The sequence below is a fragment of the Lacinutrix sp. WUR7 genome, from assembly GCF_016864015.1.
In the GTDB taxonomy this organism is placed as follows: domain Bacteria; phylum Bacteroidota; class Bacteroidia; order Flavobacteriales; family Flavobacteriaceae; genus Oceanihabitans.
The window spans coordinates 598,291-623,811 of record NZ_CP045067.1 but is presented as its reverse complement, the minus strand read 5'-3'; the positions used below and the strand labels follow the sequence as shown (position 1 = coordinate 623,811).

General features: G+C 32.0%; 24 protein-coding genes and 1 pseudogene. 12 read left to right on the top strand and 13 right to left on the bottom strand.

The window, feature by feature from the left end:
• The first annotated feature begins 7 nt into the window (after positions 1 to 7).
• The 3 genes from FG167_RS02740 to FG167_RS02730 all read left to right on the top strand — a co-directional run bounded on the left by FG167_RS02740 (position 8) and on the right by FG167_RS02730 (position 1,973).
• A complete protein-coding gene (locus FG167_RS02740) occupies positions 8 to 304 on the top strand; it encodes a PAAR domain-containing protein (protein ID WP_203459928.1) in 297 nt (98 codons plus the stop codon).
• A 241-nt stretch (positions 305 to 545) separates the two neighbouring features.
• Positions 546 to 1,061 (top strand): contractile injection system tape measure protein, encoded by a 516-nt coding sequence (locus FG167_RS02735; protein WP_203459927.1) that lies wholly within the window; start codon positions 546 to 548, stop codon positions 1,059 to 1,061.
• 36 nt (positions 1,062 to 1,097) lie between these two features.
• The gene (locus FG167_RS02730; RefSeq protein ID WP_203459926.1) at positions 1,098 to 1,973 is read left to right on the top strand and encodes a zinc-dependent peptidase; all 876 of its coding nucleotides are present in this window, start codon (positions 1,098 to 1,100) and stop codon (positions 1,971 to 1,973) included.
• Here FG167_RS02730 and rpe read toward each other — a convergent pair.
• The 3 genes from rpe to FG167_RS02715 form a co-directional block, all read right to left on the bottom strand.
• Positions 1,970 to 2,632: a ribulose-phosphate 3-epimerase gene (rpe, locus tag FG167_RS02725; RefSeq protein ID WP_203459925.1), complete on the bottom strand. Its 663-nt coding sequence runs from the start codon at positions 2,630 to 2,632 to the stop codon at positions 1,970 to 1,972. The two genes, FG167_RS02730 and rpe, sit on opposite strands and share 4 nt — an antisense overlap.
• Positions 2,633 to 2,880: 248 nt before the next feature.
• The gene (locus FG167_RS02720; RefSeq protein ID WP_055442537.1) at positions 2,881 to 3,744 is read right to left on the bottom strand and encodes an RNA polymerase sigma factor RpoD/SigA; all 864 of its coding nucleotides are present in this window, start codon (positions 3,742 to 3,744) and stop codon (positions 2,881 to 2,883) included.
• Between the two features lie 354 nt (positions 3,745 to 4,098).
• The gene (locus FG167_RS02715) at positions 4,099 to 4,737 is read right to left on the bottom strand and encodes a hypothetical protein (protein ID WP_203459924.1); all 639 of its coding nucleotides are present in this window, start codon (positions 4,735 to 4,737) and stop codon (positions 4,099 to 4,101) included.
• Between the two features lie 1,107 nt (positions 4,738 to 5,844).
• On the opposite strand from FG167_RS02715, the gene FG167_RS02710 reads away from it, so the two are divergent.
• The 3 genes from FG167_RS02710 to FG167_RS02700 all read left to right on the top strand — a co-directional run bounded on the left by FG167_RS02710 (position 5,845) and on the right by FG167_RS02700 (position 8,663).
• Complete coding sequence (locus FG167_RS02710; RefSeq protein ID WP_203459923.1) at positions 5,845 to 7,761, top strand: peptidase M61; 1,917 nt, start codon at positions 5,845 to 5,847, stop codon at positions 7,759 to 7,761.
• 156 nt (positions 7,762 to 7,917) lie between these two features.
• A complete protein-coding gene (locus FG167_RS02705; protein WP_203459922.1) occupies positions 7,918 to 8,457 on the top strand; it encodes a DUF2975 domain-containing protein in 540 nt (179 codons plus the stop codon).
• Between the two features lie 2 nt (positions 8,458 to 8,459).
• Positions 8,460 to 8,663 carry a helix-turn-helix transcriptional regulator gene (locus tag FG167_RS02700; RefSeq protein ID WP_203459921.1) on the top strand — a complete coding sequence of 68 codons (204 nt, stop codon included), beginning with the start codon at positions 8,460 to 8,462 and terminating at the stop codon, positions 8,661 to 8,663.
• A gap of 70 nt (positions 8,664 to 8,733) precedes the next feature.
• On the opposite strand, the pseudogene FG167_RS02695 reads toward FG167_RS02700, so the two are convergent.
• From FG167_RS02695 to FG167_RS02660, 8 genes and pseudogenes are all read right to left on the bottom strand, one after another.
• Positions 8,734 to 9,558: pseudogene (locus tag FG167_RS02695) on the bottom strand (IS3 family transposase); the annotation flags it as partial.
• Positions 9,559 to 9,584: 26 nt separating this feature from the next.
• Positions 9,585 to 9,956, bottom strand: coding sequence for a transposase (locus tag FG167_RS02690; protein ID WP_055434618.1), 372 nt, complete (start codon positions 9,954 to 9,956; stop codon positions 9,585 to 9,587).
• 95 nt (positions 9,957 to 10,051) lie between these two features.
• Positions 10,052 to 11,218 carry a tyrosine-type recombinase/integrase gene (locus FG167_RS02685; protein WP_203459920.1) on the bottom strand — a complete coding sequence of 389 codons (1,167 nt, stop codon included), beginning with the start codon at positions 11,216 to 11,218 and terminating at the stop codon, positions 10,052 to 10,054.
• A gap of 91 nt (positions 11,219 to 11,309) precedes the next feature.
• Positions 11,310 to 13,565 (bottom strand): polyribonucleotide nucleotidyltransferase, encoded by a 2,256-nt coding sequence (locus FG167_RS02680; protein WP_203459919.1) that lies wholly within the window; start codon positions 13,563 to 13,565, stop codon positions 11,310 to 11,312.
• A 165-nt stretch (positions 13,566 to 13,730) separates the two neighbouring features.
• Positions 13,731 to 14,000 carry a 30S ribosomal protein S15 gene (gene rpsO, locus FG167_RS02675; protein ID WP_055445122.1) on the bottom strand — a complete coding sequence of 90 codons (270 nt, stop codon included), beginning with the start codon at positions 13,998 to 14,000 and terminating at the stop codon, positions 13,731 to 13,733.
• Between the two features lie 149 nt (positions 14,001 to 14,149).
• Positions 14,150 to 15,007: an acetyl-CoA carboxylase, carboxyltransferase subunit beta gene (gene accD / locus FG167_RS02670; RefSeq protein WP_203459918.1), complete on the bottom strand. Its 858-nt coding sequence runs from the start codon at positions 15,005 to 15,007 to the stop codon at positions 14,150 to 14,152.
• 313 nt (positions 15,008 to 15,320) lie between these two features.
• Positions 15,321 to 16,388 carry a class II fructose-bisphosphate aldolase gene (gene fbaA / locus FG167_RS02665; RefSeq protein WP_203459917.1) on the bottom strand — a complete coding sequence of 356 codons (1,068 nt, stop codon included), beginning with the start codon at positions 16,386 to 16,388 and terminating at the stop codon, positions 15,321 to 15,323.
• 121 nt (positions 16,389 to 16,509) lie between these two features.
• Positions 16,510 to 19,029, bottom strand: a complete 2,520-nt coding sequence (locus tag FG167_RS02660; protein WP_203459916.1) for a BamA/TamA family outer membrane protein — start codon at positions 19,027 to 19,029, stop codon at positions 16,510 to 16,512.
• A 103-nt stretch (positions 19,030 to 19,132) separates the two neighbouring features.
• Here FG167_RS02660 and FG167_RS02655 point away from each other — a divergent pair, with 103 nt between their 5' ends.
• Positions 19,133 to 19,858: an RNA methyltransferase gene (locus FG167_RS02655; RefSeq protein ID WP_203459915.1), complete on the top strand. Its 726-nt coding sequence runs from the start codon at positions 19,133 to 19,135 to the stop codon at positions 19,856 to 19,858.
• A 99-nt stretch (positions 19,859 to 19,957) separates the two neighbouring features.
• Here FG167_RS02655 and FG167_RS02650 read toward each other — a convergent pair whose 3' ends face one another.
• Together FG167_RS02650 and ubiE are read right to left on the bottom strand one after the other, a co-directional pair.
• Entirely contained in the window at positions 19,958 to 20,671 is a 714-nt protein-coding gene (locus FG167_RS02650; protein WP_203459914.1) for a porin family protein, read from the bottom strand.
• A gap of 3 nt (positions 20,672 to 20,674) precedes the next feature.
• The gene (gene ubiE, locus FG167_RS02645) at positions 20,675 to 21,400 is read right to left on the bottom strand and encodes a bifunctional demethylmenaquinone methyltransferase/2-methoxy-6-polyprenyl-1,4-benzoquinol methylase UbiE (RefSeq protein ID WP_055445116.1); all 726 of its coding nucleotides are present in this window, start codon (positions 21,398 to 21,400) and stop codon (positions 20,675 to 20,677) included.
• Positions 21,401 to 21,532: 132 nt separating this feature from the next.
• On the opposite strand from ubiE, the gene trkA reads away from it, so the two are divergent.
• The 5 genes from trkA to FG167_RS02620 all read left to right on the top strand — a co-directional run bounded on the left by trkA (position 21,533) and on the right by FG167_RS02620 (position 25,521).
• Positions 21,533 to 22,882, top strand: coding sequence for a Trk system potassium transporter TrkA (gene trkA / locus FG167_RS02640; RefSeq protein ID WP_203459913.1), 1,350 nt, complete (start codon positions 21,533 to 21,535; stop codon positions 22,880 to 22,882).
• Positions 22,882 to 24,384: a TrkH family potassium uptake protein gene (locus FG167_RS02635; protein WP_203459912.1), complete on the top strand. Its 1,503-nt coding sequence runs from the start codon at positions 22,882 to 22,884 to the stop codon at positions 24,382 to 24,384. The genes trkA and FG167_RS02635 overlap by 1 nt, the downstream gene beginning before the upstream one ends.
• A gap of 141 nt (positions 24,385 to 24,525) precedes the next feature.
• Complete coding sequence (locus FG167_RS02630) at positions 24,526 to 24,780, top strand: hypothetical protein (RefSeq protein ID WP_203459911.1); 255 nt, start codon at positions 24,526 to 24,528, stop codon at positions 24,778 to 24,780.
• Between the two features lie 221 nt (positions 24,781 to 25,001).
• A complete protein-coding gene (locus FG167_RS02625) occupies positions 25,002 to 25,265 on the top strand; it encodes a hypothetical protein (protein WP_203459910.1) in 264 nt (87 codons plus the stop codon).
• A gap of 4 nt (positions 25,266 to 25,269) precedes the next feature.
• Positions 25,270 to 25,521, top strand: coding sequence for a hypothetical protein (locus FG167_RS02620; RefSeq protein WP_203459909.1), 252 nt, complete (start codon positions 25,270 to 25,272; stop codon positions 25,519 to 25,521).

Genomic DNA, 25,521 nt, shown 5'->3' with positions numbered 1-25,521 from the left:
AAAAGATATGCCAGCAGCAGCAAGAATAACCGATTTTCATATATGTCCAATGACAACGCCAGGAGTGGTTCCTATTTCGCATGTTGGCGGACCAATTATTGGGCCAGGAGAACCAACAGTACTTATTGGTGGTTTACCAGCAGCAAAAGTTGGAGATAACTTAGTTTGTGTTGGCCCACCAGATAGCATTGCTACAGGATCTGGGACTGTTTTAATTGGTGGAATGCCAGCAGCAAGACTTGGAGACGTAACAGCACATGGAGGAACAATTATTACAGGAAGTCCTACGGTGCTAATTGGATGAGGATAGGGTTTAAAATTAATAGAAATTTAAAGGCAAATCAAAAACTATTCGAAAGTAGGAAAACTAAAGTAACGGATACGCTATTTCTAGAAATAGTGTGGCTGCAAAAAGTGATTAATCAAGGTATTGCTAGTTATCGGAAGGAGTTTAAAAAAGAAAATAAAACGATTAAATAGGAGTAATAGTTAAGAGTATTAAAGAAAATCCTGAAGTACTTATAAATAACTAAAAGAATAATAATATGAATTTAAACAATGCTGTTTCTGTTACTAACTCAGGCTTGGTGCTTTTAAGTGGGTATTTTTCAATGCTTTTTGAAAAACTTGATCTTACCACAAATAATAGTTTTATAAATATAGAATCGCAGTTAAAAGCAGTTCATTTTGTGCAATATTTAGCAACCGGAATGGAGCAAACTCAAGAATCGTACTTAGCATTCAATAAAGTGCTTTGTGGTATTTCGATTACTACTCCCATACAAGATGCAATCGAAATTTCAGAGGATCAAAAAAAACTTATGGATGGGTTGATTGGAGCCGCAATAAATCAATGGCCAGCAATAGGACAAAGTTCTTTGGACGGTTTTAGAGGTAATTGGCTTATTAGAGATGGGTTACTTTCTGAACAAGAAGATCGTTTGGAAATAACTATTGAAAAGAGAGCCTATGATATATTAATTACTAAAGCACCTTTTTTCTTTTCAGTCATTCAATTTCCTTGGATGCTAAAACCATTACATGTAACTTGGCCTTATTAATTTTAGCATAAATTATATAAAGCCTACTTAAACTATATGATTAACTTCCTTTTACTGCAGCAAGAAAGCCCAAACAATCCTGCATTTACAAATACCATTTCTGTAGTGTTGATTGTTATCGGCGGTTTATTACTTTGCAGAGGCTTGTTTAAGTTTGTAGAAGGTTTTTATGTTGATTTTATAGCAAAAAAGCCATTGTTTAGGCATATGCAACTATTCACTAAAGACCTAGACGAAAAACAAAAAGGAATTTTAGAAAAAGATTTTAAATTTTATAAACGGCTAGATGCAAAACAGCAAAAATACTTTAGACACCGTGTATATAAATTTATTTCACATGTAGATTTTGAAGGAAAAGAAGGTTTTGTAATAGATCCAGAGAAAAAAGTACTGGTTGCAGCAACTGCCATTATGCTCACTTTTGGATATCGAGATTATGCCATTAGCTTGGTAGATAAAATCTTAATTTATCCGGCTGTTTTTTATTCTAATGTAGACAAAAATTATCATAAAGGGCATTTTAATCCGGGTTACAGAGCAATCATTTTATCATGGGAAGATTTTATTCATGGCTACCAAGTAGAAGATGATAACCTAAATCTTGGTATTCATGAGTTTGTACATGCTTTGCATTTAAGCTATTTAAATTCTAAAAATGCTAATGATATTAGTGCTCATATATTTACTACTAGCTTAGAAGAACTAAATACATATATTAAATCTAAAGGGAATCTTAAATTAATAATGAAAGATTCATCCTATTTTAGAAGCTACGCTTTCGAAAATGATTTTGAGTTCACAGCAGTAATCATCGAGAATTTTATAGAAACACCAAGAGAGTTTCGCTCTAAGTTTCCAAAAATATATGCAAAAATAAAAGAGATGTTAAACTTTGATTTTCCTGGTTATTAAGAATTAGCTAGTTTTTTTAGATTAGCAATAGTAGCAGTTGGATTAGCACTTTTAAAAACATGACTTCCAGCAACAAAAGCATCCGCTCCAGCTTCTACTAGCTTTTCTATATTTTTATCGGTAACACCACCATCAATTTCAATTCTAGTATCTAAACCTTGCTCGTCAATCATTTTTCTGAGTTTTCTCACTCTGTTATAGGTCATGTCTTCAAATTTCTGTCCGCCAAAACCAGGATTAATCGACATTAATAAAACCATATAACATTTTGGTAAAATATCTTCTAAAACGCATACCGGAGTCGTTAAGTTTAAAACCACACCAGCTTTACAACCAGCATCTTCAATTTGCGTAAGCGTTCTATGTAAATGCACTGTAGATTCATGGTGTACCGTAATAATGTCTGCGCCAACTTTTGCAAACTCTTCAATGTAGCGTTCTGGTTTTTCAATCATTAAATGTACATCTAATGGCTTTTTGGCATGCTTTTTAATAGCAGCAATTACTGGCATTCCGTAAGAAATGTTTGGCACAAAGTGACCATCCATAACATCAATATGAAACCAATCGGCATCACTATTATTAACCATTTCTGTATCGCGTTGTAAGTTGCCAAAGTCTGCAGCAAGCATAGAAGGAGCAATTAATTTTGTAGCCATTTTTTATTTTTGTTGTGTTTGCACAAATATAGAAAAGTCTTTTATAAACTCCATTCCCTTTGCGAAGGGATTTAGATATGATAGTTTTCATGCTTTGGTAAGCATTACAGAAAGGCTTAAAATGAGTGAACCCAGAGTAATCAGCTCTGGGTTCTTTCATCAATCAAAAAACGAACAGTTATGTGGTACTCAATTTCTCGAGTATAAACTGTTTGTTACGGTAATTTAGTCGTAATTATTATAAATTACTAACCTAAATAAGTTTTTAATATTTTACTTCTAGACGTATGTTTTAATCTACGAATAGCTTTTTCTTTAATTTGTCTTACACGCTCACGAGTTAAATCGAAAGTTTCACCAATTTCTTCAAGAGTCATTGGGTGTTGGTTTCCTAAACCAAAGTATAAACGAATAACATCTGCTTCACGAGGCGTTAATGTTTCTAGTGCACGCTCAATTTCGGTACGTAAAGATTCATGTAATAAATCACGATCCGGGTTTGGAGATTCACCAGAGTTTAATACATCATATAAGTTAGAATCTTCTCCTTCAACTAAAGGCGCATCCATACTTACGTGACGACCAGAATTTTTCATAGACTCCTTAACATCGTTAATAGTCATGTCTAATTCTTTCGCAATTTCTTCTGCACTTGGAGGTCTTTCATGTGCTTGTTCTAAAAATGCAAACGTTTTATTGATTTTATTAATAGAACCAATTTTATTTAAAGGCAAACGTACAATTCTAGATTGTTCTGCTAATGCCTGTAAAATAGACTGTCTAATCCACCAAACAGCATAAGATATAAATTTAAAACCACGCGTTTCATCAAAACGTTGTGCAGCCTTAATTAAACCTAAGTTACCTTCATTAATTAAATCTGGTAAAGTTAAACCTTGGTTTTGGTATTGCTTAGCTACAGAAACCACAAAACGTAGGTTAGCCTTTGTCAATTTCTCTAAAGCAAGTTGATCTCCTGCTTTGATACGTTGTGCTAATTCTACTTCTTCGTCTGCTGTAATTAAGTCAACTTTTCCAATTTCCTGTAAATATTTGTCTAATGATGCGGTTTCTCTATTGGTAACCTGCTTGGTAATTTTAAGTTGTCTCATCTAATGTTCTCGTGTAAAAATTTGTGTGAATAAAACGTTCTATATAGTTATACGCAGAAAGAGCAGTAAATGTTACAAAAAAGTTTATTTATTTTTTATTCTTTGTAAATCAAAGCATTAATAAAGATTTGGGCGTTCCCTTTTTAAATCTAAAAAGGTTTTAAAACGTCAGGCCTGCCTGCCGGCGGGCAGGCTATCACTACTCGCTCTCTGCGAGGAGCTCAAACATACCGTTCTATCCTTAACGCGAATATACTTATGGTTTATTCCAAATTTGGTAACTAAGAAAAGAAAATTCAATTTTTAATAGGCAATGAAAAGTACTGGCGTTTATTGCGGAATCTTACTTTTTATTTATTTTATACGGGTGTTGTAGCACGTTTTTTTATTCCGTTCAAATTGATTTTCGTTTTCCAATCTTTTTATAATCTTATTCAATTTATTGTCTAATTGTATGATTTTTAATTCATTATTTGATTTGAAGTTCAGGTTTTCGTTTTCTCCAGTTAAATTATAAATGTCAAATTCGTTTTGATATTTTGTTTTTCCGTCATTGATAATATAATTCCGAAAGCAAGAATGAGAAACTGAAGAAAATGTTTCTTGGTCAATTTTATAATTTCCAACTTTTCCCGTTTGTAATTCCAACGTGTTCTTTTTTAGAAATTCATTTGCTTTAAAATCTAAAATCTCCACAATATTAAACTCACTACAATTATCAAATTTTTGGACATATGATTTTCCTTTTATAGTCCAAAAAATATAAATGTCATATTCGGAATAACAATTTTTGCAATCTTTTTCATTCGGCATTTCAATCCGAATTCCGCCTACACAATATTTTTTAAGTCCGATGTAATTTATTTTTTTCGCATCAAAGCTTTCCGTTATATTCTGAAAATTATATTCCGTTATTACCTTTCGCTCTATACTTTTTTTAGAAGCACAAGAGCTTAAAATAAGAATTAATATGAATTGGATTGCGGTTTTCATAAATGTGCTACAACGTGGTTGTATAAAAAGAGTTGCGTTTTTGTGTGCGAGGATTTTCCGTAGGAAAATCAGATGTAGCAAAAGAGCAACGATCTTTAAATTTAGTTCTAAATATAGCAATTTTTTTTATGCGTTGTTATATACTTTTGCGATAGAGTAGAGTGAGAGCGTTTTGAAAAAATTCCGAAATAGTTTTCCAAGATTTTTAGAGTTGGATTTAATTTCTTAAAACTCAAAAAAATCGCGGAAAGAAAACCAGGCTTTTTTCCGCATAAGTGATTTTCCATTTGAGTGATATTTTCGCGGAAGTAAAATCAGTATTATATTCAGTTTTCACAAACAAGCTAAAATTCCGTTTGAGTGAGATTCAGAGTTTGTTTTCAAATTCAAAGTTTGAGTAAGAAAAAATTCCGATGAATTATGATTTTAGTAATTCGGTTTTATTAGGAGTTACAATTTCAGAGCAATTGTATATAACGGTCTTGTATAAAAATAGTTGCGTTTTTGCGAGCGAGGATTTTCCGTAGGAAAATCAGAAGTAGCAAAAGAGCAACGACTTTAAAATTAGTTCTAAATATAGCAATTTTTTTTATGCGTTGTTAGCTACTTTTACGAGACATTCGAGTAAGTACGCTTTTTTTCTATTCCGCTGAATTGCTCAATTCTGAGTGAAGTCCGAAAAGTGATCTTGTTTTTTTAATTCCGTTGGAGTGGTTATTCCGCAACTAGTTAAATTCCGCAAGAGTAAATTCAGCAGACGAGTAAATAATTCCGTAATATTTGATTCCGATTTTGAGTGGTTTTTTCAGCGTAAAGCTTGGCAGAATTTTGGTTGGTAATTTTTCCGAGTAATTGTAGCTAACGTTGTTGTATAAGGTTAGTTGCGTGTTTTAAGCAGTGAATTTAGTAAATAAAACACGAACCAAGAAAGTCCGCTTGGACTTTCGTAAGTAAGCGATTTGCTAGCAATTAATTTTATACGGTGTTGGCAAAAGTTTTTTACTTTACAATTTTCTCTATGTATTAAAATTATTTATAAAAGGAAATATATTGTTGTTATTCAATAATTTTATTAAGTTTGCAACTTAAAATATAAAAATTAATAAAATGAAAATTAAGAAAATATTATTAGTGTTAATTTTACCAGTGCTTTTTACGCTTATTGCATCGCTATCTGGCTGTGTATCTGTTACTCCAAGAAAAAATGATTTAGCAATTAACAATCCTATTGAAACAACATTGGATCTAACAGCAGTAGTAGGCGACAAAGTGCCAGTAACTATTAACCCTGGTCGATTTACTGCAGAATCAGTAACTTATAGATTGCCAAGAGTAATACAAGGAACCTACTCCATTAGTGACTTTGGAAAATATATTGATGATTTAAAAGCGATTGATTATCAGGGGAATGAATTATCTGTAACCAAATTAGATGAGAATACCTGGTCAATTGCAAAAGCTTCAAAATTGGATAAATTAATATATTACGTTAACGATACTTTTGATACTGAAACTAGTGGTGGAATTGGTGGAGGACACCCAGTTTCGCCATCAGGCACAAATATAGAAACAGATAATTTTGTATTAAATCTCCATGGGTTTATAGGCTATTTCGATTCTTTAAAAAACAACCAATATACCTTAGATGTTACCTCGCCATCCCATTTTGTGAGAACTTCATCTTTGAAGAACAAAGGAACAAAGATCAGTGCTGATGGCCAATATTTAACAGACAGTTATTTTGCAACACGTTATTTTGATATTATTGATAACCCAATGATGTATGGGAAATTAGATGTTGAAGAATTTATGGTTGGGAATATCAAAATTGGATTAAGTGTTTATTCTCCAAATAAAGTACATACAGCTGCAAATCAAAAAGAAACTGTATATAAAATGATGCAAGCTCAAAAGCAATATTTAGGAGATCTTAACAGCACAAATCGATACGATATATATTTATATTTATCTGAGGAAAATGAAACTTCTCCAAAAGGAATGGGTGCATTAGAACATCACACATCAACAGTAGTTGTATTACCAGAGTCATCATCTAATGAAGAATTGGCAGAATCCATAATAGATGTTGTTGCACATGAATTTTTTCATATTGTTTCTCCATTATCCGTACATTCAGAGGATGTTCATTATTTTGATTATAATAATCCAACATTTTCAAAGCATCTTTGGATGTATGAAGGTGTAACTGAGTATTTTGCACAGCACTTTCAAGTATATGAAGGGTTAATAGATAACACAACCTTTTACAATACCGTAATGTCAAAGATTAACAATTCTAAAAACTTAAATGATGCACTGAGTTTTACTGAAATGAGCGAGAATGTATTGGAGGAACCGTATGCATCTCAATATTATAATGTTTATATGAAAGGTGCATTAATAGGTATGTGCATGGACATCTTAATACGCAAAGAAAGTAACGGAAATAGGAGTTTACTTTCATTAATGAAAGAATTATCTGCAAAATATGGCAGAAACAAACCTTTTATGGATGATAAATTTATAGACGAAATTACAGCAATGACCTATCCAAGTATTGGGAATTTTTTAAAAACACATGTTGAAGGTAATGTGCCAATTGATTATAGTAAATATTTTGCAATGGTTGGTTTAGCTTTGGTCGAATCTGAAACTCCTACAAACTACATTTTTGCTGGAGGACAGAATATAATTTTTGACGCAGATGAAGAAAAAAACGCTATGTTTTTCACTCGCATGGCATTAAATAATTCATTTTGGAAAACACAAGGCGTACAAGCCGGTGATATAATAAAAAAAGTAAATGAAGTAGAATTAAACATAGCAAATGCTCAACAAATTATTGGTGGTATGTATGCTTGGAAAGAAGGACAAGATGTCTCATTAGAACTTGAACGTAATGGAAATCCTGTTTTGATTAAAACAAAATTAACTAAAGCATACGGTAAGAGTGTTTCTTTAATTGAGAATGATAAAGCTACTATAGAACAAAAGGAAGTAAGGAAAGTTTGGTTAAATAAATAAGATTTTTCTTACAGTCAAAGGATGCTAAATGGTGTCAAATTATGTAAAATGTTAAAAAAAAAACATCAATTACTATTAAAATTTTAAGTGATGATGATTTAAAGAAAATAAAATTATTATAAACTTGTTATATTTCCAACTAATTATTTAAAATTAATGAAAAAAATTATATCTAAATGTGCACAAGCTTTTTTTTATGTGTTTAGTACTTGTTTTGTTTTTATATTCCTACTGTCTATATTATCTTTTTTAGAAAAATACTTTGGTTTTGATATGCCTTTTGTTGCTGTTTTAGAGGGTAATGAAAATTTTAACGCTCAGATTACAATACCTTTCATTAATGCCGTTTTTTCTTATAATTTCTCTTACAGTATATTATTTATGTGGCTGTGGTTGTTGTTTTACTCCATCTATTTTTATACACTAAAAGATTTTTTTCAAATTTTCACAAAAAATAATTTATTTAATAAGGAATCATTAAAAAAACTTATTATATTTTTCAGGTTAAATCTTATTCCTTTAGCTATAAATATTTTGGTTGTTTTGTATAGTTCTTTAAAACAAAAAAATGAAAATATTGAAGAAGAACTTATTATGATTTTCATTCACGGTTGTGTGGGTATAATAGTATATCTGTATATTGATGTATTTAAAAAAGGTATTCAATTACAAGAAGAAAATAATTTAACAATATAAGTATGGCAATTATAGTTAATTTGGATGTCATGCTGGCTAAACGAAAAATGAAGAGTAAAGAGTTAGCTGAAATTATTGGGATAACTACAGCAAACTTATCTATATTGAAGTCAGGTAAAGCTAAAGCAATTCGTTTTTCGACCTTAGAGTCAATTTGTAAAGCTTTAAATTGTCAACCTGCTGATATTTTAGAGTATATTGAATAAGAAAAATCTTTAGAGTCTGCTTTTTCTTCAAATGTCTTGTCCTGAAATATGGCTACAGGTTAAAATTGAATTAAGCTGATAATTTATATACCATATTTGGTGTTTTATAATCTAAAGATAAATGTAATCTTACTTCATTGTACAAATTAATTGCATTTTTTGCAGCTCTCTTTGCGTGACTCACGTTATCAAAGGTTTGGTCTAAATAAAATTCATCTTTTAAAATTCCATTTACACGTTCTGCCATTGCGTTTTCGTAACAATGATTTTCTTCAGTCATACTAATATCTATCTTTTTTCTTTTAAGAATTTGTGTGTATACATTGCTACAATACTGTATTCCTCTATCCGAATGATGAATAAGTTGCTTAATGTTTTTAGCTTGATAAATTGCCTTCTTAAGCGCTCTTACACATCCATTTAACTCTAAACTATCACTTAGGTCATAACCGACTATTTTTCTGGAATGCATATCTGTTATTAAAGCCAGATAACAAAAGCCCTTTATGGTTCTAATGTATGTGATATCAGATACCCAAACTTGGTTCGCTCTAGTAACTTCTAGGTCTTTTATAATGTTATTGTATTTATAAAAACGATGATAAGAGTTCGTAGTTCTAGCACTGGTTTTCTTTCTAAGTGTAAGCATATTATATTTCCTAAGTACTTTGAATAGTGTATCTCTACCTACTTTAATGTTAGCTTTAACAAACTCTTTATCTAAGGACCTGGTAAGTTTGCGAACACCTTCTCTAGGAAGGGATTTGCGTCTTTTTCTAACAATATCTATAATCTGTTGTTCTAGTTTTAAACGCTTATCAGCTCTGTTTTTATGCTTGTAATAAGCATTGCGTTTAAGTCCAAAACAATGGGTTATAGTTGTTAAAGAAGCAAATCCCTTAGATCTTTTTTTAGCTTTACTTAAGGCTTTATACTTAGCTTTTTTTTTAGTTCATTAACTGATTTATAACCAAGATCTTCAGCTGCTACTTCAAGATAACAATCCTGTACCATAGCATCGAGATCCTTTTTAAGTAGTAGTTTTTTAAGTTGTTCAACCTCTTTTTGAAGTGCTTTTATTCTAGATATTTCGTCTTTTGTTTCCACTTTTACTCTGGTGTTCATTAAGTCTTTACGATTATACTTTTTAATCCACACGTTTACTGTTGTAGGTGCAATAGAGTAGAGTTTACAAAGTTCACTCTTTGTGTGTTTTCCGATTGTAAGTTCGGCTAAAATTTTTAATTTAAAAGGCTCACTGTAACGTCTAATTACTTTGTCATTTCTATACATAATGTTTAAAATTATGTAGCCTTATTTCAGGACGGGTCAAAATTATTGCCAACGTGTTATATCATCACATTTATTGATTATATCCCGTAAATAGATCAGGATATCGTTAGTTTTGTGTTGACGTTATCCTGTAAAGATAATTGTTTAATTGCATTATCCAAAGGGCTCTTTATTTGTTGTAAATCTTTTCTAGATACATGTGTATAAATCATTGTGGTTTCTGGTCTGCTGTGGCCTAGTAGTTCTTGTATGTAACGAATATCTGTACCTTGTTCTAACATATGTGTGGCATAACTATGACGTAAAGTATGTGGTGTTACCGGTTTTAGTATTCCAGCAGCTTTAGTGTTTCTTGCAAGAAATGCACGTATAGATCCTGCAGTGTATTTACCGCCTTTAGGGTTCTCTATAAAATATTGTTTTGGTGCATAGGTATTATGATAATTTTTCAATAATGGGAAAAGACTTTCGGCGATAGTAGTGTATCTGTCTTTTCTGCCTTTTGAGTTTTTTACATATAACTGCTTTCTTCTAAAATCAAAATCACTAAGTTTTAAATCTATAATTTCTCCTATGCGTAATCCAGAGCCATAAAGCATTGCTATAATGGTACGATGTTTTAAGTTTTTTGTTACTTGTAATATGGAAAATACTTCTTCTATACTTAATACAATTGGAAGTTTTTTGTCTTTTTTAGGCATATAGACTTTATCTATATCTATAGAACATGCAGGGTAGAAATAAGCAAAATGCTTAAAACCACTTACCATTTGTCTATGTGTGCTAACTGCATAATTTAATTTATCAACCGTCCATTCTATATAATGCCTTACATCGTTTTCATTAAGTTCGTTGACAGGTTTTGAGTCTGTAAAGCGTAAAAATTCGAGTATAAAACCTCCATAAGCGGCAATAGTACTCTTGCTAAATCTTTTTCCTTTTAAAAATTCTAAAAAGTGACTATAGACTTCCGTTTTTTCTTTGTTTAAAGGGTTTAGCTCTACTTTGAGACCTTTGCTGTATCGTGGAATACTATTTTTATTAGGACTTTCTAAAAGGCGTAAGTTTTCTTTTTTAATGTAAACTTTTAGTTCTTGTAGTCTAACCTCGTCATAATAAATATAAAATGTTCTGTGTGTTTTGGTCCAATACACACCATTAAATTTTTTTATATATTCTTTGACTTCAAAATTATAAGCAAATTTAATCGCGATACAACTTTTTGCATTATGTATAAATGGTTCTAGTGTTATGGAATTCATGTTGTTATAATAAAAAATTATAACTAAAGATATAAAAAAAAGCCCATCAAATTTTTGATGGGCTTTTAAATATATTAAGAGTGAAAAAGAATTAATCTTCTTTTTTATCTTCTCTTGGTTTTCTGTCGTCACGTCTGTTATCACGACCTCTATTGTCACGAGAACCTCTGTTATCACGAGAAGCAGGACGTTTATCGTCTCTTGGTGGTCTTTCAACAAAACCTTCTGGTTTTGGTAAAATAGCTTTTCTAGAAACTTTTTCTTTACGAGTACGTTTGTCTATACCAAAGTATTTTACATCAAAAACGTCTCCCATGTTTACAACATCTGAAACATTTTCTGTACGTTCCCAAGCTAATTCACTTACGTGAAGTAATACTTCGTTTCCTGGAGCATCCATATACTCAACAACAGCACCAAAATCTAACATTTTGATTACTTTTACTTCGTAAATACTACCCACTTCAGGTTTAAATAATAAAGAGTCTATTTTTGCCATAACAGCATCAATTCCTTTACTACCAACACCTAATATTTCAACAATACCTTCTTCAGTCACAGGGTCTTCGTTAATAACGATAGTAGTCTCTGTTTCTTTTTGCATCTCTTGAATCACTTTTCCTCCAGGTCCAATTAACGCACCAATAAATTCGTTTGGTATACGTCTTGTAACCATTGTAGGCGCATGATCTTTAACTTCTGCGTTAGGAGTTGCAATAGTATCTGTTAACTTACCTAAGATGTGTAAACGACCATCACGAGCTTGCGCTAATGCCGATTCTAATACATCATAAGAAAGTCCTTTTACTTTAATATCCATTTGACAAGCAGTAATACCTTTAGTAGTACCTGTTACTTTAAAATCCATATCTCCTAAGTGATCTTCATCACCTAAAATATCAGATAATACAGCAAATTTACCAGAATCAGCATCAGAAATTAATCCCATTGCAATTCCAGAAACTGGTCTTATCATTTGTACCCCAGCATCCATAAGTGCCATTGTACCTGCACAAACCGTTGCCATAGAAGAAGAACCGTTAGATTCTAATACTTCAGAAACAACTCTTACTGTATACGGGCAATCTGCAGGAATCATTCCTTTTAAACCACGTTGTGCTAAGTTACCATGACCAACTTCTCTACGAGAGGTTCCTCTTAATGGTCTAGCTTCACCGGTACAAAAAGGAGGGAAGTTATAATGTAAATAGAAATTTTCCTCACCTTCGTAAGATGGCATGTCTATTTTGTTTGCATCTCTAGATGTTCCTAAAGTAACTGTAGCTAATGCTTGTGTTTCTCCACGAGTAAAGATTGCAGAACCATGAACTGATGGTAAATAATCTACCTCACACCAAATTGGTCTAATCTCGTTAGTTTTTCTTCCATCTAAACGTAAACCTTCATCTAAGGTTAGGTTTCTAATAGCAGATTTTTCTGCTTTTCTGTAATATTTAGAAACTAAATCTCCAAAATCGGCTAATTCTTCTTCTGAAAAAGTAGCTTTAATTTCGTCTTTAATTTCTGCAAATGCAGTAGTTCTTTCATGTTTAGAGGATCCTGCTTTTGCTATAGCATATACTTTATCGTATGCCATGTCATAAACTTTCTTCTCTAAATCTGCGTCTTCTCTTTCTCCTTCGTACTCACGTACTTCTTTTTTACCAAATGCTTCTGCTAATTTTACTTGAACAGCACATTGTACTTTTATAGCTTCATGTGCAAATTTAATTGCGTCTGCCATTTCTTCTTCAGAAATTTCATCCATTTCACCTTCTACCATCATCACAGAATCAGCACTTGCTCCAATCATCATGTCGATGTCAGATTCTGCTAATTGCGCTCTTGTTGGGTTGATTACAAATTCTCCGTTTACACGTCCAACTCTAGCTTCAGAGATAGCACATTCAAAAGGGAAATCTGATAATTGAATAGCTGCTGATGCTGCTAAACCTGCCATTGCATCTGGCATAACGTCTTCATCGTGAGACATTAATTGGATCATCACTTGTACTTCTGAGTGGTAATCTTTTGGGAATAACGGACGTAATACTCTGTCTACTAAACGCATTGTTAATACTTCACCATCACTTGGTCTTGCTTCTCTTTTGAAGAAACCACCTGGATAACGACCAGCTGCTGCAAATTTTTCGCGATAATCTACCGTTAATGGTAAAAAATCTACTGGTGATTGTTTGTAATTGGAAACAACTGTACATAATAGCATACATTTTCCTGACTGAACAACAACAGAACCATGTGCCTGTTTTGCTAATTTTCCGGTTTCGATAGAAATTTCTCTTCCATCACCTAGGTCTATGACCTCTTTAAAAACTTTTGGAATCATAAATAAGTTTTAATACTAATTAAACATTGGTAGTTGTGTTGTGTAGTTGTTGTGGCCAATGAAAAACTGTAATTTAGCTTCTTCAATATTGGAGTTTAGACTCTTCCAAAACGAGTTAGTATATACCAAAAAACCACGCTGTTGGGCGTGGTCTTTGTATTGAGATTATTTTCTTAATCCTAATTCTTTAATTATTGCACGATATCTTAAGACATCTTTCTTAATTAAGTAATCTAGTAAGCTTCTTCTTTTTCCTACTAACATTACTAACGAACGCTCTGTATTATAATCTTTACGATTATTTTTTAAGTGTTGTGTTAAGTGCTCAATTCTGTGAGTGAATAATGCAATCTGTCCTTCTGCAGAACCAGTATTTTTTGCGTTACCACCATGTTTTGCGAATAATTCTTCTTTTGCTTTTTGATCTAAATACATGCTAATATTATTGTAAATGATTTTTATGTACACGAAAGCTCTTCTTTCGAGCGGCAAATATAGTTATTTTTATTTATTTGATTAAATAAATAACAAAAAAGACCTTTAATTTTTTATTTTAAAGGTCTTTTTTGTTATTGTGTTCGTATTTAAGCTCTTATAGGTTGGTTTTGTACCAAGTCTATATAAAGATTTACACGATTTTTTAATTCTTTTCTATGTGTAATAAAATCTAGAAAACCATGTTCTAATAAAAACTCTGAAGTTTGAAACCCTTCAGGTAATTCTTTTCCTGTAGTATCTCTTACAATTCGAGGTCCAGCAAAACCAATTAATGCACCTGGTTCGCTAATGTTAATGTCTCCTAACATAGCAAAAGAAGCTGTTGTTCCTCCTGTTGTTGGATCTGTACATAGCGAGATGTATGGAATTCCTGCGTCTGCTAGTTGTGCCAGTTTTACAGATGTTTTTGCTAGTTGCATTAAAGATAATGCTGCTTCCATCATTCTTGCTCCTCCAGATTTAGAGATAATCATGAATGGTAGTTTCTTTTTTAATGCGTAGTCTGCTGCACGAGCTATTTTTTCTCCTACAACGCTTCCCATAGATCCACCAATAAAACTAAAATCCATAGCAGCAATAACTAAATCATTGCCTTTAGATTTTCCAACAGCTGTACGAACAGCGTCTTTTAGTTTTGTTTTTTCTTGTGCTGCCTTTAAACGGTCTGGATACTTTTTGGTGTCTTCAAATTTTAAAGGGTCTTTAGATTCTAATTTAGCATCTAATTCTTTATATTTATTGTCGTCAAAAAGTATTTCGAAATATTCATTACTACCAATTCTTACATGGTAACCGTCTTCTGGACTTACGTAAAAGTTTTTTTCTAATTCTTTTGCGTCTACTATTTTACCTGTTGGAGATTTGTACCAAAGGCCTTTTGGGGTGTCTTTTTTTTCTTGAGTAGAGGTGGTTATACCTTTTTCTTTTCTTTTAAACCAAGCCATATAGATTTACTATTTTAGTTTTTCTAAAATTAATTTAGTTAGTTCTTATTTTAAATAAATAAGTAAGCAAAATTACTCATTTTATTAATACAACTCCAAAATAGATGTCGCTATCTTGTTTTCTTGTTATATTAAAGCATAAAAAAATCCGTTTAAGTACTGAGGTTATTCTCTTTAAACGGATTTTTTATTTTATTAATTACCTTGATTTGTGTTAAGGATGGAACGGTTTGTTTGAGCTCCTCGCAGAGAGCGAGTAGTGACAGCCTGACCCTACGAAACTTTTGTGAAGTAGGGTAACGCCAAAATAATATTATAGAGTATTTACGTTATTTAAATCTTCAAACGCTCTTTTAAGACGCTCTACAAATGTGATTTCTCCTTTACGTAACCAAACGCGTGGATCATAATATTTTTTATTTGGAGATTCTGGTCCGTCTGGGTTACCAATTTGTGATTGTAAGTAGTCCTTTTTTTCTGCCATATAATCTCTAACTCCAGACATGAAAGCGTATTGCATGTCGGTGTCGATATTCATTTTTATTACACCGTAACCTATTGCTTCTCTAATTTCTTCTAATGTAGATCCAGATCCACCATGAAAAACAAAGTCGATATGATTATGAGGTAGGTTGTGTTTTTTAGATAAAAATTCTTGAGAGTTTTTAAGAATTTTTGGAGTAAGTTTTACGTTACCTGGTTTGTAAACACCATGTACATTACCAAATGCTGCTGCGATAGTAAATTGGTCACTTACTTTGCTTAATTCTTCATACGCATAAGCTACTTCTTCTGGTTGTGTGTATAATTTAGACTCGTCTACATCACTGTTATCTACGCCATCTTCTTCACCACCTGTAATACCTAATTCTATTTCTAGGGTCATTCCCATTTTGCTCATTCTAGCAAGGTACTCTTTACATATTGCTATGTTTTCTTCAAGAGGTTCTTCGCTTAAATCTATCATGTGTGAGCTATATAAAGGTTTTCCTGTTTCTTTATAATGTTGTTCACTAGCATCTAATAAACCATCAATCCATGGTAATAATTTTTTTGCACAATGGTCTGTGTGTAAAATTACTGGAACACCATAAGCTTCTGCCATTAGGTGTATGTGTTTTGCTCCTGCGATGCTTCCTGCAATTGCTGCTTTTTGGTTTTCGTTACTTAATCCTTTTCCGGCATTAAATACTCCTCCGCCATTAGAAAATTGTATGATTACTGGAGCATTTAAAGCTGCTGCTGTTTCTAAAACACCATTAATACTATTAGAGCCAATTACATTTACTGCTGGTAATGCAAAGCCTTTTTCTTTCGCTAGTTTGAAGATTTCTTGTACTTCACGACCTGTTGCAACTCCTGGTTTTATATTATGTGCCATTTTATTATTTGGTTTAGATGAATGTTTGTTTATTCAAAAGTACGTAATTTTTAAATAAATTATAGTTGTTTGAATAGATTCTTAAAGGAATAAACACGATAACGTTTTCGTTGTGAATGGTTTAAAACGGATAGTTAATACCAATATTATAGACTGCTTTACCAAAGTTGTAGTTAGAAAACCAACGGTTGGTTTCTAATGCTGGATTGTAGGTTTTAAAGCCTAAGTCTAATCTTGCTACTGCGAAACCAAAATCATATCTAATACCAAAACCAGATCCTATTGCAATGTCTTTTAAAGAGGATAAACTGGTGAAGGTGGATTTGTCATCCTCTACGTCATCCAATACATTCCAGATATTACCAACATCTATAAATAGTGCAGCGTTTACATCTCCAAAGACATTAAATCTATTTTCAAAACTAAAGGCTAGTTTTAGGTTTGCTTCATTAAATTCGTTGTTAGACCCTGATCTTCCTGGACCAAGACTATAAGCGGTCCATGCACGATTATCATTAGTTCCTCCTGCAAAGAAACTTTTAGAGAAAGGGATGTTTGTAGAATTGCCATACGGAATAGCAATTCCAACAAAACCTCTTGCAGCAAGCACATTTTTTTTACCTAAATCCCAATGACGAATATAATCGAACTCGGTTTTTACATATTGCGAGAATGCGACATTAAAAAACTCATATTGGTCATTATCGTTTTTTTGTAAGCCGAAAGCACTAGATGCCGCAGAAAAAATATTTCCTGCTAATTCTAATTTAAATCGGAAAATAGAAAAGGTTTCATCAAATAAATTTTCACGTCTATCTTGTGTATAGTAGTAATTAGAAGAGAAAATAAGATTGTTTTCTGTTAATCTGTCTTTACGCTCGCTAATAGCCGATATGGTTTGATAATCATCACTTGTGGATGCTAACGAAGTGTTTCCGCTTAATACATCATTGATAAAAAGATTTGTTTGATCTGGTATGCTTAAATCTGTATTGTCTGTATTGTAATTTAGATCTTGTGCAATAGAATTTAAATTATCATAAGAGGTTTCATATACATTAAAGTAATTTCCTGTATTTAAGTTTCTTACGTACTGTGCATTAAAAACATCTAATCTGTTGGTTACTGTTTTGTTAGGAATCCATTTGTAATTAAAAGCTCCAGTAACGGTTTGCTTATCTAAACCAATATTTGTCTGACTAGACATTGCCAACGATATTATGGTGCTTGGAAACATGTGTTTAGGTATTATTTTTTCAGTATTAAAAGGGAAAAATAATCTTGGTATAGTTAGTCTAAGGTTTGCACCTATTTCATTAATATCAAAAAACGGATCGCCATCATTGGATGCGTCTTTGGAAGCACCAATAGATCCAATTGCAGAGAGTTCTAGTGTTTCGGCACCTCGAAATACATTTCGCATTAAAATACTTGGGTTTAATGCAAAGCCTACAGTTTGTATATCGCTTTGTGAAACTTCTGCACTAAAACCAAATTTAAATTTCTTTAAAGGGGATAAATATATGTTCGCAGTAAGTGTGGTGTCTGGGTTTTCTATATACTCAATGTCTGGATATTTAAACGTTTTCAAGTTGCTTAAATGTCGGTAAGAACGCGTTTTGCTTATGTCTTTAAAAATGCTGTTTGGGGTAATAAAAACAGCGTCGGTTAAAGCTTTAGGCTTAAAGCGCATTTTACCAATACTAAATAAATTGTATCCATTGTAGGATACCGTATCAGTAATGGTTTTGTTTCTGTTTTCGTAAGTGCTAGTTGTGAAGATATTTACGTCTTTTACGTTATAGATCTTAAAAGGAATTCTATATGCAGAGTCTTGTTTTCTTACTTGTCGATTTTTTATTTGTAAATCTACCTTTACTTTTTGATTGTTTTCAATTGAATCCATTTCAAAATAAATGTATTCTTGGCTAAAATGATATACTCCTGAATTTTTAAAATGTTCGGTAATACGCTCCAGTTCATTATCGAAAGTAACTGTTTTGTACTGTTCTTTCTTAAGTAGTGATTTATGCGCTTGTGTTTTGTATAAGGAATCTAAAATAGGAGAATCAATAGATGTGGTTAGTGAGTCTACAAAATATGCTTTACCAGTAGTAACGGTGTAATCTACCCTTGCTTTTTTATTACCTAGTGTGTCTGTTTTTGCAGAAGCTTTCACATTAAACCAACCATTGTTAAAATAATACGCCTTTAACTGATTTATTGATTTTTTGGTTTTTACCTCATTAACAATTACTGGTGCTTCCCCCGTTTTTTTAAGCCAAGAATTAAAATCTATTTTTGCTTGTAAATAATTATCTAATTGTTTTTTAGAAAGAAAATTTTCTAATCTTTTTTTACGTTTAGGGTTTCTGTTTATTTTTTCGTTTACAATAGAGTCAATGTTTGGTCTTGCTGTATTGTAAATATGTAAACGTAACGGAATACCTAAAAGTTTTCTATTAGGCGCTTGGTATAAGAGGTTGTTTATTCTTTCTGTATTTACTTTTTTGTTATTTACTAAAATAGTGTTATTCACTAGTAAGTGCTCGTTTTCTCCAACTCTTTTAACGGCATCACAAGAAGTGAAAAATACTGCAAGGCATACAAGTAATACTATTTTAAAGGGTTGTAATTTCAAGAATATTATGTGATAAATTAATACTAATTTTGTTTTAATGAATTTAAGGTTTCATCTTTAGCCAGTAAAAACCTTTTTATAGTTTCAAAAATACATTATTTACATGTTAACCAAAAGCCAAATAAAATTAATAACTAGTTTAAAGCAAAAAAAGTATAGACAGCAAGAAGGCTTGTTTGTAGCTGAAGGTTTAAAAACGATAAAAGAACTATTGCATTCTTCTTTAAAACTGCAGCATATTTTTACTACAGCGTCTTTTAATATGGACCTTAATGAAGAAACTATTATTACAGAAAAGGAATTAAAAAAAATCAGTTTTCTAACTACGCCAAATAAAGCTTTAGCTATTTTTAAAATTCCAGATACAAGTCCAGTGCGTAATAATAATAATAATCTGATTGTAGCTCTCGATGATGTAAGAGATCCTGGAAACTTAGGAACTATTATTAGACTGTGTGATTGGTTTGGCGTTGCAGATTTGGTTTGTAGTACTGCTACTGTAGATTGTTATAATCCGAAAGTAATTCAAGCAACCATGGGGTCGATAACGAGAGTTAACGTGAATTATTTAAATTTAGAGACTTTTCTAAAGGAAAGTAATACCAATGTTTTTGGTGCTTTTATGGATGGCGAAAACGTGTATAAAAGTGAATTGCCAAATCAAGGTGTTTTAGTTTTAGGTAACGAAGCGAATGGTATTTCTCCTGCTGTTGAAGCGCTAGTAACGAAACGAATTAGTATTCCAAGGTTCGGACAACTTCAAGCAACGGAAAGTTTAAACGTGGCCACAGCTACTGCTATTTTGTTGAGCGAGTTTAAGAGGGGGTAAAAGTATTCAGTCGCAGTGGCAGTATTCAGTGGCAGTGGCAGTATTCAGTCGCAGTGGCAGTATTCAGTCGCAGTCTCAGTATTCAGTGGCGGTCGCGGTTTATTGAAAAGTCAAGTTGATAAACAATCCTCTAGTTTGCATACTGGAAACATTTCCTGTCCACGGACTATTAGGATCAACATCTGGAACCATTTCATCATTAAACGCAAAGATTCCACGAACGGATGGTGTAAACTTGAAAAAGTACAAATAGAAATCAATACCAAAACCAATTTCGTAAAACAGGTTATTTTTTTTCATTCTAAATTCACCAGCAGAATTATCATCCGGATTGTCTTGATTACTAGAAAGGTTTAATGCTGTAGAGATTCCACCAACAATAAAAGGTTTAAAGTTATTTAGTCGTTTTGTAGATAGTTTTATTAATAAAGGAATGTGGATATAGGTAGATTTCACTTCTCTAATTAAATCTGCATCTGTAAATTCTGTACCATCAAAATAACTTTCGTCATAAATTAAATTTCTAGAAGTTATAGATAAACCTGGTTCTAATCGTATATCTACATAATCGTTAATTCTTAAGTTTCCAATAAGTCCTACATTAAAACCGGTACTTGTTTCTACTTGAATGTCTTTTTTGTTTTCGTAGTAGTCAAAATTAAAATCATAGCTATTAAAACCAAGAAAGTACCCATAACTTAAGCGCGCTTTATCTATGTTTTCATTGTTTTTTATTCGCTCTTTACTAAATAATTGAGCCGATGCTGTTTGAAAAACAAAAAAAGTGATTATTAAGACAAGTATATTTTTCATATATTATTTTGACGATTTATAGATGGTTGCCACTCCAAATGTTTGAGGGAAATCTGTAACATTAATAAACCCCGTTTCTCTTAAAATATTGTTTAAAGCTTCACCAAAAGGAAAAACAGAAGCAGATTCGCATAAATATTTATAGGCACTTCTATCTTTCGAAAACATTTTACCAATTAAAGGAAGAATGTTTTTTGTGTAAAAATTATACCCTTGTTTATAAGGTGTTTTTGTTGGCATAGAAGTTTCTAATATTACAAAAGTCCCTTGTGGTTTCAATACGCGGTGTATTTCTTTTAGTCCTTTTTCTAGTGTTTCAAAATTTCGAACACCAAAAGCCACGGTTATTGCATCAAAAGAATTGTCTTCAAAAGGCATATTTTCACTGTCCCCTAAAACCATTTCTATAGTATTTTCTAAGCCGCGTTTTTTAATTTTGGTTTTACCAATATTAAGCATACCGCTACTTATGTCTAATCCAACAATTTTTTCGGCATTGGTTTGTGCTAAATTAATAGCAAGGTCTCCTGTTCCTGTAGCGATGTCTAAAATTGTTTTTGGCTGCGATTCTTTAACCATTGCAACCACTTTTTTACGCCATGAAACATCAATTCCAAAGGAAATAACTCTATTTAAGCCATCATAATCTTTAGAAATCGTATCAAACATTTTGGTAACTTGTTCTTTCTTACCTAAATCGCTATCCTTGTATGGTTTTATTTTCGACAAATCTATTTTTTTGGCAAAACTACATATTTTTTTTGTTTAAATACTTATAGTGTAATCAAATCAAATACAGGTATCTTATTTGTATCTTAATAATTTGCAGTATATTTGCTTACTTTTTTATTAAAACTATAAATGAAAATAATTATTGCTGGAGCTGGTGAAGTAGGATTTCATTTAGCAAAATTATTGTCTTACGAATCGCAAGAAATAACCTTAATAGATACTAATAAAGATAGTCTGTCTTATGCAGATAATCATTTAGATATTAAGGTGATTAAAGGGGATGCTACGTCAATATCTATCTTAAAAGAAGCAAATGTTAACAATATTGATTTACTAATTGCGGTAACAGCTTCGGAAACTACAAATATTACAGTTTGCGTTTTGGCGAAACAACTTGGTGCGAAACGTACCATAGCTAGAATCTCGAATACAGAGTTTATCAACCATAAAGATGAAGTTGGTTTTACCGAATTAGGTATTGATGAATTAATTTCTCCTGAAGCTTTAGCGGCTTCAGAGATTAGTCTGTTATTAAATCAGTCTGCATTTAATGATAGCTATGAGTTTGAAGAAGGAGCGCTTACTATGGTTGGGCTAAATTTAGCTAGAACCGCGTCTTTTGTTGGTAAAACAGTAAAAGAAGCAGCGCAATTATTTCATGAAATTCACTTTGTGCCAATAGCAATTCAACGTTTTGGTACGCAATATACAATCATTCCAAGAGGAGATACACAGTTTAAAGAAGGCGACAATGTGGTCTTTATTACTAGTGAAGGAGGAGGAGATGAGTTGTGTAAAATGACAGGGAAAAGTAATGTAGAGATTAAAAATGTCATGATTCTTGGAGGTAGTAAAATTGGTTACAAAACATCCAGAGATTTATGTGCTAACAATTTTAATGTAAAGCTTATTGAAAAAGATAAGGAACATGCTTTTGAGTTGGCAGACGAGTTAGAAAAAGTACTAGTAATAAATGGAGATGGTAGAAATGTAGATTTGCTAGACGAAGAAAACATTGGGGATATGGATGCTTTTATTTCTGTTACAGGAAATTCAGAAACCAATATTATGTCTTGCTTAGTTGCAAAATCTAAAGGGGTTAAGAAAACCATTGCACTTGTAGAAAACATGGATTATTTTGAGTTGTCACAATCTATTGGGATTGATACACTTATTAATAAAAAACTACTTGCTGCAAATAATATTTTTAGATATATACGTAAAGGAGAGGTTGTGGCAATGACCAAACTGAATAACATGAATGCAGAGTTGTTGGAATTTAAGGTAAAAGCTAAATCTAAAATTAACAATAAACTTATTAAAGATGTAGACTTCCCAAGATCTGCAATTATTGGTGGTGTTATTAGAGATGGAAAAGGGCATATTGCACTAGGAAGCTTTAGAATACAAGAAAATGATAATGTGGTAGTATGTTGTTTGCCAAGATCTATTAAACGAGTTGAAAAAATATTCTTGTAATGAGAGCCATTAAGCTTAACCACAAAATTATTTTCCATTTTTTCGGATTGCTACTCTTGTTTAATGGTGGTTTTATGCTGCTGTCTGCACTTATCAGTTTGATTTATAAAGATGGTGTCACTTTAGAGTTATTTCTTTCCGGAATTGTAACGCTTTTAGTTGGTGTTTTTGGAATGGTTTCTACTAGAAATCATAGCAAAGAAATGAACAAACGCGAAGGTTATATTGTAGTAACTTTTGGTTGGATTGTTATGTCGCTATCTGGAACCTTACCTTATGTATTTACCGAAAGTATCCCGCAATTTACAGATGCTTTTTTTGAAACGATGTCTGGTTTTACAACCACAGGAGCATCTATTTTAAATGATATTGAAGCAGTACCTGAAGGTGTTTTGTTTTGGCGAAGCTTAACGCATTGGATTGGCGGAATGGGAATTATAGTACTAGCCATTGCTATTTTACCTTTATTAGGAATTGGAGGTATGCAGCTTTTTGCAGCCGAAGCTCCAGGACCAAGCACCGATAAATTACACCCAAGAATTACAGATACAGCAAAACGTTTATGGCTTATTTATTTTGGGTACACGGTTGCGGAAACTATTTTATTGCAAGTAGCAGGAATGTCGTTTTTTGACGCTATAAATCATTCCTTATGTACCTTGTCTACAGGAGGGTTTTCTACTAAAAATGCCAGTGTTGCCTATTGGAATAATGAACCAGTAATACAATACATTATTATCGTGTTTATGTTTCTAGCAGGAACTAACTTTGTTTTAAGTTATTTCGCTTTTAAAGGTAAAGTGCAAAAAATTATACACGATGAAGAGTTTAAGCTATACTTTAAGTTTGTAGCTATTTTTACAGCTATTGTTGCCCTGATTATTTATTTCAAATCCGATCTTACAGCCTCGACAATTGATCATCCTATGGTTTGGGGAGAAGCAGAAAGTGCTTTTCGTCATGCTTTATTTCAGGTGTTATCTGTTATCACTACAACTGGTTTTGTAACGGCAGATTATACGTTATGGACACCGTTTTTAGTGGTGTTCTTTTTCGGAATCATGTTTCTTGGTGGATCTGCAGGTAGTACTTCTGGAGGTGTGAAAGTAGTACGTCATTTAGTACTAATTAAAAATGGATTTTTAGAGTTTAAACGTACTTTGCATCCCAATGCTATTGTGCCTGTTCGTTATAATAAAAAAGCCATTTCAAAAGAAATTGTATTTAATATACTTGCCTTTTTTATTCTATATATGCTTTCCTTTATTGTTGGAGCATTAGTGTTTTCAATGATGGGAATAAATTTTGAATCTTCCGTAGGTTTGGCAGCTTCCAGTTTAGGAAATGTTGGTCCGGCACTTGGTGATTTTGGTCCCGTAAATAACTATGCATCATTGCCTGATTTAGGAAAATGGTGGTGTAGTTTCTTAATGTTAATTGGAAGATTAGAATTGTTTACTGTACTTATATTATTTACGCCATTTTTCTGGAGAAATAGATAAGATATTAAAAATATTTTTTATTCAAATTCTTTAATTAGAATAGGTGTTTCCACGTTATTGTACAGTTTCAAGACTATTGTTGCTGTAACATTTTGTTATTTGGTTCGTCTTTATTATACAAACCAATTAAAATAAACCATCATGGAATTAGTAATTACATCACAAGATTTAGAGCCACTTCCCAAACAAGATAAGGACACCGTAAACAAACCTTTAGGGTTTTTAAACTCCAACTACCAACAGATCGTTAATAGTAACTTTAGTAAAGTTTCTTCCAATTCTATTTTCGGAATTAAACAACGATTAAAGAGTAGACAATTTAATACCTGTTGCTCTATAGAGACCATATTAAAACTATCTCTGTTTTTTGTAGCATTTCTTATTGCTACTCTGTAAATGTGTTTCTGAAGAATATTTTTTTCTTTTCAAAAGTGTAACATTTATATTAAATGTACTACATATATATAAAGCTTTTTACTGGATTGTTAACTGATGATCTTTGAGCTACCCTCAAAATAATCTTTTATAATATGCTAAATAGAAAGCAAGAATGAGAATTCTTGTAATACACTTCTATTATCTAAAATTTAATGTTTCACTTTTAAAACCTAGAAATTATGGGATTTGGTGGTTCTGTGCAAGCAATGATTACCGTTATTAAGAATAATGAGAAAATGCGTTCCAATAGAAGCAAAAGAAAATCTTTTGAAGGAGGTTATTCTAGTACAAAACTACAGTTTCATAATACCGCAACTAAAGAAGAGTTGAAAAGCATTGAAGAAAAGATACAACGCGAACAAAAGCAAGTAAGACTAAAGCAGATTATTGTTTTAGGTGTTGCTTTAAGTATTCTAATGACACTAATAATTATTTATATATAAGGTTATGCCTTTAGGAGAATCCATGCTATTAACGTTAAAGAATAATAAAAACCTGAAACGTTTAAGAAAGAAAATTACCAGGCCGTTTTTTGGTGAAATTAGGAAAACAGAATCTTTGTATAATTTTCCGGAAGCGACACCAGAAATTTTAGAAAGAATACGTTTGCAAATGGTTATTCAAAACAAAGAAGAAACCATTTATTATCTAATAAGCCTAGTGATTACTTTGCTTTTATTTTTGCTAGTAATAGTATAA